This window comes from Kineococcus auxinigenes, from assembly GCF_050871525.1.
Classification (GTDB): domain Bacteria; phylum Actinomycetota; class Actinomycetes; order Actinomycetales; family Kineococcaceae; genus Kineococcus.
On the sequence record NZ_JBKBCT010000002.1, the window covers coordinates 1 to 13867 of the forward strand.

Annotated in this window: 12 protein-coding genes; 5 read left to right on the plus strand and 7 right to left on the minus strand. The window is 76.9% G+C overall.

Annotated features, from left to right (window positions below):
- Positions 1-53: 53 nt before the first annotated feature.
- On the minus strand, positions 54-1592 hold the full coding sequence (locus tag ACRYR9_RS01010; RefSeq protein ID WP_432498819.1) for a DEAD/DEAH box helicase: 1539 nt from the start codon (positions 1590-1592) through the stop codon (positions 54-56).
- Positions 1593-1913: 321 nt separating this feature from the next.
- On the opposite strand from ACRYR9_RS01010, the gene ACRYR9_RS01015 reads away from it, so the two are divergent.
- The 4 genes from ACRYR9_RS01015 (at position 1914) to ACRYR9_RS01030 (ending at position 6056) form a co-directional block, all read left to right on the plus strand.
- On the plus strand, positions 1914-2978 hold the full coding sequence (locus ACRYR9_RS01015) for a FecCD family ABC transporter permease (protein WP_432498817.1): 1065 nt from the start codon (positions 1914-1916) through the stop codon (positions 2976-2978).
- The gene (locus tag ACRYR9_RS01020; protein ID WP_432498815.1) at positions 2975-4093 is read left to right on the plus strand and encodes a FecCD family ABC transporter permease; all 1119 of its coding nucleotides are present in this window, start codon (positions 2975-2977) and stop codon (positions 4091-4093) included. The genes ACRYR9_RS01015 and ACRYR9_RS01020 overlap by 4 nt, the downstream gene beginning before the upstream one ends.
- Positions 4094-4162: 69 nt before the next feature.
- The gene (locus tag ACRYR9_RS01025; RefSeq protein WP_432498812.1) at positions 4163-5023 is read left to right on the plus strand and encodes an ABC transporter ATP-binding protein; all 861 of its coding nucleotides are present in this window, start codon (positions 4163-4165) and stop codon (positions 5021-5023) included.
- 46 nt (positions 5024-5069) lie between these two features.
- Positions 5070-6056 carry an NAD(+)/NADH kinase gene (locus ACRYR9_RS01030; RefSeq protein WP_432498809.1) on the plus strand — a complete coding sequence of 329 codons (987 nt, stop codon included), beginning with the start codon at positions 5070-5072 and terminating at the stop codon, positions 6054-6056.
- Between the two features lie 43 nt (positions 6057-6099).
- Here the strand turns inward: ACRYR9_RS01030 and ACRYR9_RS01035 are convergent, their stop codons facing one another.
- Positions 6100-6993 (minus strand): hypothetical protein, encoded by an 894-nt coding sequence (locus ACRYR9_RS01035; RefSeq protein WP_432498806.1) that lies wholly within the window; start codon positions 6991-6993, stop codon positions 6100-6102.
- Between the two features lie 129 nt (positions 6994-7122).
- Here ACRYR9_RS01035 and ACRYR9_RS01040 point away from each other — a divergent pair, with 129 nt between their 5' ends.
- Complete coding sequence (locus ACRYR9_RS01040) at positions 7123-7485, plus strand: PRC-barrel domain-containing protein (RefSeq protein ID WP_432498803.1); 363 nt, start codon at positions 7123-7125, stop codon at positions 7483-7485.
- Positions 7486-7524: 39 nt separating this feature from the next.
- Here the strand turns inward: ACRYR9_RS01040 and ACRYR9_RS01045 are convergent, their stop codons facing one another.
- From ACRYR9_RS01045 to ACRYR9_RS01065, 5 genes are all read right to left on the minus strand, one after another.
- Entirely contained in the window at positions 7525-8565 is a 1041-nt protein-coding gene (locus ACRYR9_RS01045) for a hemolysin family protein (protein WP_432498800.1), read from the minus strand.
- Entirely contained in the window at positions 8562-9998 is a 1437-nt protein-coding gene (locus ACRYR9_RS01050; RefSeq protein ID WP_432498822.1) for a hemolysin family protein, read from the minus strand. The genes ACRYR9_RS01045 and ACRYR9_RS01050 overlap by 4 nt, the downstream gene beginning before the upstream one ends.
- A gap of 158 nt (positions 9999-10156) precedes the next feature.
- Positions 10157-11398, minus strand: coding sequence for an acetamidase/formamidase family protein (locus ACRYR9_RS01055; protein ID WP_432495240.1), 1242 nt, complete (start codon positions 11396-11398; stop codon positions 10157-10159).
- 115 nt (positions 11399-11513) lie between these two features.
- Positions 11514-12344, minus strand: coding sequence for an alpha/beta fold hydrolase (locus ACRYR9_RS01060; protein ID WP_432495242.1), 831 nt, complete (start codon positions 12342-12344; stop codon positions 11514-11516).
- A 54-nt stretch (positions 12345-12398) separates the two neighbouring features.
- On the minus strand, positions 12399-13859 hold the full coding sequence (locus tag ACRYR9_RS01065; RefSeq protein WP_432495244.1) for a GuaB1 family IMP dehydrogenase-related protein: 1461 nt from the start codon (positions 13857-13859) through the stop codon (positions 12399-12401).
- Positions 13860-13867: the final 8 nt, after the last annotated feature.

Sequence of the window (13867 nt, forward strand, 5' to 3'; positions counted from 1 at the left end):
ACCGGGCGGCGGTCTGCCGCCCGGTGCCCCGCCGTCCGGGGTGTCCCGCTCGATCAGGCGGTGGGGGCCCCACCGCGACCGCGGCCACCGCGACGGCGGCGGCGCGGGGCGCCACCGGCCGGGGCCGCCGCCTGCTGGGCGGACCGGCGCGTCGGCTGGGCGGCCGGCTGCTTCGGCGCGCGCTGCGGCTGGGCGGGCGCGGTCGGCACCGGGGAGGTGGCCGGGTCCACCCAGGCCGCGCGCGGCCCGACGAGCCGCTCCACCACCGCGGCACCGGCGGCCGGGGCGGTGTCCGTCCAGCGCGGGGAGATCCCCGCCTGACGGGCCAGGGTGCGCACGTCGCCGCGCTGGTCGGGGGTGGCGACGGTGACGACGAGGCCCTCGGCACCGGCGCGGGCGGTGCGCCCGGAGCGGTGCAGGTACGCCTTGTGCTCGGTGGGCGGGTCGACGTGCACGACCAGGCCCACCTCGTCGACGTGGATGCCGCGCGCGGCGATGTCGGTGGCCACGAGCACCCGCACCGAGCCCTCGGAGAAGGCGCCGAGGTTGCGCTCACGGGCGTTCTGGCTGAGGTTGCCGTGCAGGTCCACGGCCGGGGTGCCGGCGGCGGTGAGCTGCTTGGCGAGCTTCTTCGCGCCGTGCTTGGTGCGGGTGAACAGCACCGTGCGGCCCTGGCCGGAGGCCAGCTCGCGCACCAGCGCCGCCTTGCCGTCGGCGCTGACCTCCAGCACGTGGTGCTCCATCGTGGACACCGGCGCCACGGCCGGGTCCACCGAGTGCGTCACCGGCTGGGACAGGTACCGCTTCACCAGGACGTCCACGCCGTTGTCCAGCGTCGCGGAGAACAGCAGGCGCTGGCCACCGGCCGGCGTGGTGTCCAGCAGGCGCTTGACGCCGGGCAGGAAGCCCAGGTCGGCCATGTGGTCGGCCTCGTCCAGGACGGTGACCTCCACCGCGTCCAGGCGGCAGTGGCCCTGGCGGATGAGGTCCTCCAGGCGGCCCGGGCAGGCGATGAGGACGTCGACGCCCTCCCGCAGGGCGTTGACCTGAGGGTTCTGCCCGACACCGCCGAAGACGACGGCGGTGCGCAGCCCGACGGCCTTCGCGAGCGGGGTCACGGTCGCGGAGACCTGGTTGGCCAGCTCGCGGGTGGGGACGAGCACCAGGGCGCGCGGGCGGGTGGTGCGGCGGGGGGTGCCGGAGGCGGCCAGCCGCGCCACCAGGGGCAGCGCGAAGGCGATGGTCTTGCCGCTGCCGGTGCGGCCGCGGCCCAGGACGTCGCGCCCGGCCAGGGAGTCCGGCAGCGTCGCGGACTGGATGGGGAAGGGGGCGGTGACGCCGTCGGCGGCGAGCACGGCCACCAGCGCGGCGGGCACGCCCAGCTCGGCGAAGGAGCGCTCGTCGGCGACCTGCCCGGCGGGCGGCGCGGCGGGAGCCGGCGCGTCGGGGGCGTCCGCGACGCGCGGCTGCGCGGCGTCGGTGCGCGGGACGGGCACCCCGCCGCCGCGGGCCCGGCGGCGCGCGGGGCGCTGGCCGGGCACCGAGGTGCTGGTGGTGGACGTGCGGGTGCCGCTGGGCGCGGTGGGGTTCAAGGAGTGCCTCTCGGGACGACGGGGGTCGGCCGTGGTGCCCGACCGCACCCGCCCGGGCGCCGGGGGCGCCGTGCGAGGGACCTGCGCGCTGCGGCGGCCCACCGGGCCGGCCGCGCGCTGAACACTCGACCGCGGGCGCGCCGACGGCGTCCCGCTACCTCCAGCGTAACCGGACGTGCGGGCGCGTTGTTCCTGCGCCCGGTCCCCCGGTCCGCAGCGAGGTCGCGGGCGGGGGCGGGCGGCGGCCGACGACCCGCACGGGCGACGGAGGACGCGCACCCCGGTGCCCCTGCTGGTGATGACAGGCTAACCTCACTCGTCGTGGCACCCGCGACGAGCCCGCCCACGGCCACGGCCGTCCCCACCGGCGGCACCTCCCCCCGGCGCCCCGGCCGCGCCAGGCGCACCGGCGCCCTGGTGCTGGCCGCGGCCCTGCTGGCCGTCGCCGTGCTGGCCAGCCTGGCCGTCGGCTCTCGCGACGTCCCCCTGGGCACCGTCCTGGACGCCCTGCGCGGGGTCGGCGAGTCCCAGGACACCCTCGTCGTGCGGGAGCTGCGGGTGCCGCGCACGCTGCTGGGCATCGCGGTGGGCGCCGCCCTCGGCCTGGCCGGCGCCCTCATGCAGGCGCTGACGCGCAACCCGCTGGCCGACCCCGGGCTGCTGGGGGTGAACTCCGGCGCCGCGGCGGCGATGGTCACCGCCGTGGGGGTGTTCGGCCTGACCTCCCGCCTGAGCGTGGTGTGGGCCGCCCTGCTGGGCGCCGCCGCGGTCTCGGTCGTGGTGTACGTGCTCGGCTCGGCCGGGCGCGGCGGGGCCACACCGGTGCGCCTGGCCCTGGCCGGCACCGCCGTCAGCGCCGCCCTGGGCGCGTACACCACCGCGCAGGTGCTGCTGGACCAGTCCACCTTCGACCGCTTCCGCTTCTGGCAGGTCGGCTCCCTCGCCGGGCACGACCTGGACGTCTTCTGGCAGATGCTGCCGTTCTTCGCCGTGGGCATCGCCCTGGCACTGTCGCAGGCGCGCTCGCTGAACGCCCTCGCCCTCGGTGTGGACTCCGGCCGCGCGCTGGGCGTGCGCGTGGGGCGCACCCGGGTGGTGACGGCGCTGGCCGTGACGCTCCTGTGCGGGGCCGCCACCGCCGCCGCCGGCCCGATCTGGTTCGTCGGCCTGGCCGTTCCGCACCTCGTGCGGGCCCTGACCGGTCCCGACCAGCGCTGGGTCCTGCCCCTGTCCGTCGTCCTGGCCCCCGCGCTGCTGCTGCTGGGCGACGTCGTCGGCCGCATCGTGGTCCGCCCCGGAGAACTGGAGGTCAGCATCGTGACCGCGCTGCTCGGCGCCCCCGTCCTCATCGCCCTGGTCCGCCGCCGTCGGCTGGCGCAGCTGTGAGCGCCTCCGCACCCGCGCGCGCGGGCACGCCGCCGCTGCCCGCCCCCGGGACCGGCGTCGCCGCCCGCGGTCGCCGCGGGCGCACCCTGCGCCTGGGGCGCCGCGGCGCGGTGAGCCTGCGCGTGGAGGGCCGCAGCCTGACGGTGTGCCTGGCGCTCACCGCGGTCGTCGCGGCGGTGTCCGCGCTCAGCATGACGACCGGCGACTACCCGATCGGCGTGCCGGGGGTGCTGCGCGCCCTCGTCGGGCGCGGCGAGGGCGCCGACGGGTTCATCGTCCTGGGGCTGCGGCTGCCGCGGCTGGTCACCGGGCTGCTCGTGGGCGTCGCGCTCGGCGTGGCGGGGGCCGTCTTCCAGCTCGTCACCCGCAACCCGCTGGGCAGCCCCGACGTCATCGGCTTCACCCACGGCGCCGTCAGCGGTGCGCTGGTCGTCCTGCTGGTCCTCGACGGCAGCGGCACCGACGTCGCGGTCGGCGCGGTCGCCGGCGGTTTCGCCAGCGCCCTGCTCGTGTACCTGCTCTCCCGCGGGGGCGGCGGCGTGCAGGGCTACCGCCTCATCCTCGTCGGCATCGGCACGAGCGCCGCGCTGCAGGCGGTGAACAGCTACCTGCTCACCCGCGCCGAGGTGGAGGCGGCCCAGGCGGCGCAGGTGTGGGTCACCGGCAGCCTCAACGGCCGCGGCTGGGAGCAGGCCACCCCCCTGGGTGCCGGGCTGCTCGTGCTGCTGCCCGTGCTGCTGCTGCTGAGCCGCGCGCTGGGGATGCTGGACCTCGGCGACGACGCCGCGCGCGCCCTGGGCGTGCGGGTGGACGGGGTGCGGGTGGCCGTGCTCCTGCTCGCCGTCACGCTCACCGCGCTGGCGGCGATGGCCGCCGGTCCCGTGGCGTTCGTGGCGCTGGCCGCCCCCCAGGTGGCCCGCCGCCTCACCGGGACGGTCGGTCCCGGGCTGGTGGCCGCGGGCCTGACGGGGGCGCTGCTCGTGGTGGTCAGCGACTTCGCCGCGCAGCGCCTGTTCGCCCCCACCCAGCTGCCCGTGGGCGTCGTCACCGGTGCCGTGGGCGGCGTCTACCTGGCGTACCTGCTCGTCGGGCAGTGGCGCCGCGGGCGCGGCTGACCGGCCCCGGGGGCGACCGCCCGACCGACGACCCGACCGACGACGCCAACGACGAGGAACGGCTGAGCAGTGGCGAAGCACGCGCGCACCACCCCCGGGGCCGGCCCCGGGACCCCCGGCGGCAACCGCCTGCGCGGGGAGGACCTGACCCTCGCCTACGGCGAGCGCACCATCGCCACCGGTCTGGGCATCGAGGTCCCCGACGGTTCCTTCACCGTCGTCATCGGCCCGAACGCCTGCGGCAAGTCCACCCTGCTGCGCGCGCTGGCGCGCATGCTCACCCCCGAGCGGGGTCACGTGTACCTGGACGGCTCGGTCATCCAGTCGATGCCGTCCAAGGAGGTCGCGCGCCGCCTGGGGCTGCTGCCGCAGACGGCGATCGCGCCGGACGGCATCACCGTCGCCGACCTGGTGGCCCGCGGTCGCTTCCCGCACCAGAAGCTGCTGCGCCAGTGGACCCGCGACGACGAGCGCGCCGTGGACGCGGCGATGGCCGCCACCCGGGTGCTCGAGCTCGCCGAGCGCGGCGTCGACGAGCTCTCCGGCGGTCAGCGCCAGCGCGTGTGGATCGCGATGGCCCTGGCGCAGGAGACGCCGCTGCTGCTGCTGGACGAGCCGACCACCTACCTCGACATCGCCCACCAGATCGAGGTCCTCGACCTGTGCGCGCAGCTGCACGAGGAGCAGGGCCGCACCCTCGTGGCGGTGCTGCACGACCTCAACCACGCCTGCCGCTACGCCACCCACCTGGTGGCGATGCGCGACGGGCGGGTGGTCGCCGAGGGCGAACCGGCCGGGATCGTCACGGCCGAGCTGGTCGAGGAGGTCTTCGGGCTGCCGTGCGTGGTGGTGCCCGACCCCGAGACGGGCACGCCCCTGGTGGTGCCGCGGGCGCGCGCGAGGCGCGGGCCGCGGGCCGCGGCGGTCTGAGGCCGCGGCACCGGGCGGCCGCGGAGCGGGCAGTAGCGTGGGCGACGTGCCCCCCGCCGTGCCGACCGCGCCGACCGCCGGACCACGGGGCCGCAAGCGCCTGGGGCTGGTGGTCCACCCCACCCGCGACGTGAGCTCGCACGTCGGCCTCGTCGTGGACTGGGCCCGCGGGCACGGTGACGAGGTCGTCGCCCTGCGCGCCGACGCCGGGCGCCTGGGTGGGCGCGGCGCGGACGTGGTGCTGGTCGGCGAGGAGGAGTTCGCCCGCACCGCCGACGCCGTGGTCAGCCTCGGCGGGGACGGCACGATGCTGGGGGCCCTGCGCCTGGTCGTGGGCCGCGGCATCCCCGTGCTGGGGGTGAACCTGGGGCACCTGGGCTTCCTGGTGGAGCTGGAGCCGCGGGAGCTGCCCGGGGCGCTGGAGCGCATCACGGCCGGCGACTTCACCGTCGAACCCCACCCGTGCCTGCGACTGCGCACGCCGGGGTGCGAGCGCGTCGCCTTCAACGACGTCGCGCTGGCCCGCACGCCCGGGCGCGGCACCGTGGTGGCGGCGCTGTCGGTGGCCGACCAGCGCATCGGCTACCTGCGCTGCGACGCCGTCGTCCTGGCCACCCCGACCGGCTCCACCGCCTACAGCTACGCGGCCGGCGGCCCCGTGGTCTCCCCCGGCGCCGACGCCCTCGTCGTCACGCCCGTGGCGCCCATGTCCGGCATCGGCCGGCCGATCGTGCTGGGCGTGGACGAGCCGGTGCGGCTGGAGCTGCTGGAGTCCTCCGGCCCGCCCGTGCTGGAGGTCGACGGCATCGCCTGCGGCGAGCTGGCCGTGGGCTCGGTGCTGGAGGTGCGCGCCGAGCGCGACGCGGGGCACGTCATCCGGCTGGACTCCGCCGGGCACGGCCGGCGCTCCCGGGTGAAGCTCAGCCTGCTCGACCTGCCGCTGCTGCCCGACGAGATGCTGGAGCTGGTGCCGCAGGCGATGCGGCGGCACGAGGCGGCGGGGCCGGACACCCCGCACCCGCACCAGCGCTGAGGCGCGCCGGGCCGAGGTGGGGGACGCGCCCACCGGGCTCGGCTCAGGGAGCGGTGGTCGCCTCGGCGACGATCTCCGCGCCCGCCCCCGCGGTGGCCGCGGGGTCGGCGACGACGGGGTCGGCGGCGACGACGTCGGAACCCTCGGCGCCACCGGTCCCCCCGGCCGCCTCCCCCGACCCGCTCGTGCTCGTCGCGGTGGACGTGGCGGTGGACGTCGCGGTGGACGTCGCGGTGGACGTGCTCGCCCGGCGGGTCGCCTCGTCCGTGGCGGAGGCGGTGGCCCCGTCCGTCGCGGTGCCGGTCGACGTCGCGGTGGCGGTGCCGGTCGCGGTGCCGGTGGCAGTAGCGGTGGCGGACGGACCGGTGGTGCTGCCGTCCGTGACCTGCGGCGCGGGGGTGGTGGGTTCCTGCGTCAACGAACCGCCCACGATGCTCGTGCTCACCTCGGACTCCCGGCCCTGGCGCTGCGCGGCGACGCTGCGGCCCTCGACGTGCTCGTAGGCGGCGATGCCGCCGACGGAGATCACGAAGGCGAGCACGCCGAGCAGCACCGCGTGCCGGAAGCCGAACCGCCGCGCGGACACGGGCGCGGGGACCGGCTCCGGCTCTGGCCCGTCGTCCGGGACCGGGGGGTCGGTGCGCTCGGGGTGCTCGTCCTGCGCCGCCGGCACCGGGGAGGGGCCGTGACGGCGCTCGTGGGCGCGGCGGGCGGTCTCGGCCAGCCGCTCCCGGCTGACCGTGAGGTAGTGGTTGTAGACGGCTGCCGCGGTGGAGGCCGCGATGCTGCCGACGGCCGCGCCGACCAGGGTGCTCACGGGGCCCAGGCTGCGCAGGCCGGCGATCAGGACCGCCGAGGTGGTCGCCGCCAGGGCGCCACCGGCGATCTGCAGCCAGTTGATCGTCAGGCGGTTCCGCTCAGGGGTCTGCTCGCTCATGCTGAGGTCATCGTCCCACCCCGCGGCGGTGCCCACCGCCACCGGTGGGCGCCGTCACGGGGAGGGTTCGTGGAGCCCCGGTGAGCGCCAGCGGTGGCCGCCCACCACCGCCTCGGCCACAGTGGCGCCATGACGATCCTCGTGCAGGACCTGAACCAGTGGAAGGGCGCCGCCGTCACCGACGTGACCGATCAGAAGATCGGGACCCTGGCGTCGGTGTACGTGGACGCCGCCACCGACGAGTGGCTGTTCGCCGCCGTGGAGACGGGGCTGGTGGGGTTCAAGAAGGTGGTGCTGGTGCCGCTGGACCAGGCGGCCGTGGGGCGCCACGACATCCGGGTGGCCTTCCCCAGGGAGACGGTGAAGGCCTCCCCGGAGTTCGGGACCGACGAGGAGCTGGGCCCCGACGACGAGCCGCGCCTGTACGCCCACTACGGCATGGCGTACTCCCCGGCGGACACGCCCAGCGGGCGCCGGCTGGCGCGCCGCTGAGCGTCCCGGGCCGGGCGGCTCCACCCGCGCCCCGCGCCGTCAGGCGCGGGCGCGCTGGGTGGCGTCGCGGACCTCCCCGACCAGCTCCTCGATGACGTCCTCGAGGAACACCACGCCGGTGACCGACCCGCCCGCGTCGACGACGCGGGCCAGGTGCGCCCCGGTGCGGCGCATCGAGGCCAGGGCGTCCTCGACCTCCTCACCGGCACCGAGGGTGCCGAGCTGGCGGATGCGCTTCTCCGGCACGGGCTGGGTGTAGCGCTCGTCGTCGGCGTAGAGCAGGTCCTTCAGGTGCAGGTAGCCGTGCAGGTCGCCGGCCGCGTCCAGGACGGGGAACCGGCTGAAGCCGGTGCGCGCGACCAGGGCCTCCACGTCCGCCGGGGTGGCGCCCACGGTGATGGTGCGCAGGTCCGCCAGGGGGACGGCGATCTCCCCGACGCTGCGGTCGGAGAACTCCAGCGCACCCGTGACCAGCCCGTTGGGGTCGCCCAGGGTCCCCTCGCGCTGGCTCTCGGCGACGATGGACTGCACCTCCTCGACGGTGAAGGCGCTGGCGACCTCGTCCTTGGGTTCCACGCCCGCCAGGCGCAGCACCGCGTTGGTCAGGCCGTTCAGGGCCCGGATGACGGGGCCGATCGCCCGGCCGATCGCCACCAGCGGCGGCGCCAGCAGCAGCACCGCGCGGTCCGGGCCGGCGATGCTGAGGTTCTTGGGGACCATCTCGCCGAGCACGACGTGCAGGTACACCACGACGGTCAGGGCGATGACCACCGCGACCGGGTGCACGAGGCCGTGCGGGACGTGCAGGGCCTCGAAGAGCGGTTCCAGCAGGTGAGCCAGGGCCGGTTCGGCGACGGCGCCCAGCCCCAGGGAGCACAGCGTCACCCCGAGCTGGCAGGTGGCGAGCATGAGGGAGACGTGCTCCATGGCGGCCAGCGCGGAGCGGGCGCGGGCGCTGGTGGGGGCCAGCGGCTCGATCTGGCTGCGCCGCGCGGAGAGGACCGCGAACTCGGCGCCGACGAAGAAGGCGTTGCCGAGCAGCAGCAGCACGCCGACCAGCAGGGACAGACCGGTGCTCACGCGCGGCCCCCCGTCGCAGCGGGAGCGACGTGGGCGCCGGAACCCGCGGGGCCCTCGTCGGTCGCGGGGGCGGAGACGGAGGCGGCGTGCGCGCCGGACTGCGCGGCGGCGGCGACCACCGCGGCGGCCTCCACCGTCGACAGGCGCGGGCGCAGGCGCAGGCGGTCCACGCGGCGGCCCTCCATGCGGGTCACGCGCAGCACGGCGCCCTCCACCTGCACCTCGTCGCCCACGAGCGGGATGCGGGCCAGGCGGCTCATGACGAAGCCTCCGAGGGTCTCGTACTCCGGGGCTTCGGGGACCTCCACGCCGGTGCGGTCGCGCACCTCGTCGGGACGGGCCAGGCCCGGCACGGTCCAGGAGCCGTCGCGGTGCTGGCGCAGCCCGCCGCGGTCGCGGTCGTGCTCGTCGGAGACGTCGCCGACGATCTCCTCGACGAGGTCCTCCAGGGTGACGACGCCGGCGGTGCCGCCGTACTCGTCGAGGACGAGGGCGAACTGCAGGCCCTTCTGCCGCAGCTGCAGCAGCAGCGGCTCCAGGCGCAGGGAGTCCGGCACGCGGCGCACGTCCTGCATGAGGGCCGCGGCGGGCACCTCGTGGCGGCGGTCGACGGGCACGGCGACGGCGGCCTTGACGTGCACGACGCCGCGCACGTCGTCGTCGTCGTCACCGGTGACGGGGAAGCGGGAGTGCCCGGTGCTGCGCGCCAGGACGATCACGTCGGCGGCGGTGTCGTCCAGGCGCACGGCCTCCATCCGCACCCGCGGGGTCATCACGTCGGCGGCGGTCTGGTCGCCGAAGACGAGGGTGCGGCTGAGCAGGTTGGCGGTGCCCTGGTCCAGGGTGCCCATGTCGGCGGAGCGGCGCACCAGCGAGGCCAGCTCGCGCGCGGAGCGGGCTCCGGACAGCTCCTCCTGGGGCTCGACCCCGATGGCGCGCAGGAACCGGTTGGCGCTGCCGTTCAGGACGGCGACCAGCGGGCCGGTGACCCAGGTGAAGCCGCGCTGCAGGGGCGCGGCGACGCCGGCGGTGGGCAGCGGCAGGCTCAGCGCGAGGTTCTTGGGGATCAGCTCGCCGACGACCATCGAGAAGGCCCCGGCGATGACGACGCTGGCGATGGCGGAGGTGGTCGCCGCCGCCCCCTCGGACAGTCCCGCGGCCGTCAGCGGCACGTCCAGCAGGGTCGCCAGCGAGGGCTCCATGAGGTAGCCCAGCAGCAGCGTGGTGAGGGTGATGCCGACCTGGGCGCCGGACAGCTGGGTGGACAGGGTCCGCAGCGCCGGCAGCACGGCGGCGGCGCGGCGGTCACCGCCCTCGGCGGCCCGCTCGACCGTCGAGCGGTCCAGGGTGACGAGGGAGAACTCGGCGGCGACGAACACGGCCGTGCCGAGGGTGAGCAGGACCCCGACGAGCAGGAGGAGCCACTCGGTCAGCACGGGGGCTCCACGGGCGACGACGGACGGGGGTGGGGAGGGGGGCCGCTGCGCGGCCCGGGAGATGAGTCCATGGCGCCTGGATTCTACGAGGACGGGGCCCGGACGCGCCCGCGCGAGCCGGGCCCCGCGCGCCGCGCGCGGGGCCCGGCCGCCGCTCAGCGGGGGCCGAAGTCGGCCTTGCGCAGGGTGGCGTGCACGCCGACCGTGCGGTCCACGACCTGCGAGGCGTGGAAGTCGCCCGCCGCGCTGAGGTAGGCGTACGCCACCGGCCCCGGCAGGCCCAGGTCCTCGGTGAGGAAGGACATGGCGTTGCGGACCGCCACGCGCATCGCCTCGCCCAGGTCGGTGCCGTTGCCGCCGCCCTCGGGGCCGTCGGGGTCCGACAGCCCCACGGGGATCCAGTGCTCGGGGGTCTCGGCGAACGGGTACTCCCCCGCGATGCGCGGGGCGCCGTCACCGGGTCGCACCACGCTCAGGCGCACGGTGGCGCGCAGCGAGCCCTCCATCGCGGTCAGCGCCACCTCGCCGTGCCCCTGGGCCATGTGCGGGTCGCCGACGAAGAACATGGCGCCGGGCACCTGCACCGGCAGGTAGAGGGTGGAGCCGACGACGAGGTCCTTGACGTCCATGTTGCCGCCCGCGACGGTCGGCGGCACGGAGTCGACCAGCGCGGAGGTGTCGCGGGCCACGCCCATCATCCCGAGGAACGGCGCCAGCGGGAAGCGCGGTCCCGCGGTCCCCGGCATCACCCCGACGAGGTCGCCGCCGGAGGTCGCCACGGGGGTGAAGACGCTGACGTTGCCGCCGGCGTTGAAGTACTGCGCCAGGGCGGGGTCGTCCTGCCAGGCGCCGGGCAGCTCGTCGGGCAGCGCGCCCTTGCCGTGCCGGTTGGAGATCACGCCGTAGGGCACGCGCAGCGCCAGGTCGAGCACCTCGACCTTGAGCACGTCACCGGGCTCGGCACCGGTGACGGCGACGGGGCGGCTGACGACGTGCGGTCCGGGGCCGTCGTGCGGGACGCGGGCGGCGATCTCCACGGCGTCGTCCAGGACGTCGTGCTCGTCCACCCCGAAGGAGGTGAAGTAGCCCAGCGGGTCCTGGCCCTGGTCCTCCAGGACGCCCTCGTGGGAGACGGTGTCGAGGGTGACGACGGTGCCGGAGCGGACGACGGCGACGGGTTCGGTGTCCCGGTTGGGCAGCCGGCCCCAGAGGACGTTCCCGGCGGTGGAGGGCACGTACGTGCCGCGGCGGGGGCCCCGGCCGCGCTGCAGGGTGCGCAGCGCGCCGGTGCCGGGGCTCGCGGTGGCGGCACCAGCGGTGGACAGGGCGGCGGGGACGGTGGACAGGCCGGCCGCGGCGACCAGGAGGGAACGGCGGCGGGGGTGCTGGGTGGTCACGGGTGCACTGCACCAACGGCGCGTTCCGCGCGGGTTTCCCGTCCGTTCCGCCCACGTGACGCGCCGTTTCGCGCACGTGACGAGGTGCTCACCGGTGCGCGGCTGGGAGGAGAGTTCAGAAGAGGGTGTCGCCCGAGAGGAAGGTGACGAGCGGGTCCACGCACCGGCGCGCCGCCCGCAGCAGCGAGTCGTGCCCGCACCCGCCGGCCACCAGGGCAGTCGCCGACGGCACGGCCGCCGCGAACTCGGTCGCCGCCACCCGGAAGTACCCGGGGCTGCGCTCGCCCGTGAGCAGCAGGGCCCGCGCGGGCAGGCCGGCGTAGGCGTCGACCGGGGAGTCCAGCTGCAGGCCCGCGCGGGTCTCCCGCAGCACCTGCGGCAGCCGCGCGGCGGTCGAGCGCCCCCACCCGGTGCGGGCCAGCACCCCGCCGACGAGCCGCTGCACCCGCTCGGAGCGGCCGGCGGCGGTCAGGCCCAGGGAGCCGGCGCGCAGGTGCCGGTCCAGGTGGGCCAGCGCCAGGTCCGGTGAGCCGGTCGCCAGCGCCCGCGCGGCCTGCTCCAGCGCCTCCTCCGGCACCGTGCCGTCCAGCGGCAGCACCGCGTCGTAGACGGCCACCCGGTCGATGCGGCGCTCCAGCAGCCCGCCGGTGGCGAGCAGCGCCACCAGGCCGCCGAGGCCGTGCCCGAGCACCCGGCGTGCGCCGGTGGCGGCCAGGACCGCCCCGAGCAGGGCGACGTCGTCGGCCACGGCGTAGCGCGTGCCCGGCTTCCCGGCCGCTTCCCGGTCGTAGCGGTGCACGGTGAAGCGGGTGCCCAGCTTCTCGGCGAGCCGGGCGTGGTCGGCCGCCGGGCGGGCGCCGTGCACGAGGACGAGACCCGGCCCGGCGCCACCGGTGGTGAGCTCGACGGGTGAACCGTCCGCGCGGCGCACCCCCTCGAGGATCACCGCGCCGCCCCCCGGCGCCGCCGGGCAGCGCGCACCGTCCCGCTCACCGGCCGGTCACCAGCCCGCGGGCAGCGGACGGCCCTCCTCGTACCCCGCCGGGGACTGCAGGCCCACCACGGCGCGCTCGGCGAACTCCGCGACCGTGCGCGCACCGACGTAGGTGAACGAGGAGCGCACCCCGGAGGTGATCTGGTCGATGAGGTCCTCCACGCCGGGCCGGGCGGGGTCCAGGTGCATGCGCGAGGAGGAGATGCCCTCCTCGAACAGGCCCTTGCGGGCGCGCTGGAACGGGGAGTCGGCGCGGGTGCGGGCGGCCACCGCGCGGGCGGAGGCCATGCCGAAGCTCTCCTTGTAGGGGCGCCCGTCGGCGTCCACCGCGAGGTCGCCGGGGCTCTCGTGGGTGCCGGCGAACCACGAGCCGACCATCACCTGGCTGGCGCCGGCGGCCAGGGCGAGCGCGACGTCGCGCGGGTGGCGCACCCCGCCGTCGGCCCACACGTGCGCGCCGAGCTCGCGGGCGGCGGCCGCGCACTCCAGCACCGCGGAGAACTGCGGGCGGCCCACGCCGGTCATCATCCGGGTGGTGCACATCGCGCCCGGGCCCACGCCGACCTTGACGATGTCGGCGCCGGCCGCCACGAGGTCGCGCACGCCCTCGGCGGTGACGACGTTGCCGGCCGCGACGGGCACCTGCGGGTCCAGGCCGCGCACCGCGGCCAGCGCCTCGAGCATCTTCTCCTGGTGGCCGTGGGCGGTGTCCACGACGAGGGTGTCCACGCCCGCCTCCAGCAGCGCCTTCGCGGTGCCGGCGACGTCGCCGTTGATGCCCACCGCGGCGGCCACGCGCAGCCGGCCGGCGGCGTCCAGGGCCGGGGCGTAGACGGTGGAGCGCAGCGCGCCCGTGCGGGTCAGCGCCCCGGCGAGCACCGGGCCGTCGCCGTGGTCGCGCACCACGGGGGCGAAGCGGTGCCGGGCGGTGTGCAGGACGTCGAAGGCGGCCTGCAGCCCGTCGCGCTCGACGGCGTCGGCGTCGAGCGTCACCGGCGAGCCGCTCATGACGGAGGCGACCTGCGTGAAGCGGTCCACGCCGGCGCAGTCGGCGGACGTGACCACGCCGAGCACGTGCCGCTCGTCGTCGACGACGACCGCGGCGCCGTGGGCGCGCTTGGGCAGCAGGTTCAGGGCGTCGTGCACGGTGTCGGTGGGGTGCAGGACCACGGGCGTCTCGAAGACGGGGTGGCACCCCTTGACCCGGGCGACGACGTCGGCGACGACGTCGACGGGGATGTCCTGCGGCAGGACGGCCAGGCCGCCGCGGCGGGCGACGGTCTCGGCCATGCGGCGGCCGGAGACCGCGGTCATGTTCGCCACGACGAGCGGGACGGTGGTGCCGGTGCCGTCGGCGGAGGCGAGGTCCACGTCCAGGCGGGAGGCGACCGAGGACCGCCCCGGCGCCAGGAAGACGTCGTTGTAGGTCAGGTCGTGGGCGGGCACCTGCCCGGTGATGAAGCGCACCGACCCAG

Bases quoted from the DNA above. Each gene is read 5' to 3' on its own strand.
- ACRYR9_RS01040 (WP_432498803.1), top strand. From the start codon at position 7,123: ATGACGATCCTCGTGCAGGACCTGAACCAGTGGAAGGGCGCCGCCGTC.
- ACRYR9_RS01035 (WP_432498806.1), bottom strand. From the start codon at position 6,993: ATGAGCGAGCAGACCCCTGAGCGGAACCGCCTGACGATCAACTGGCTG.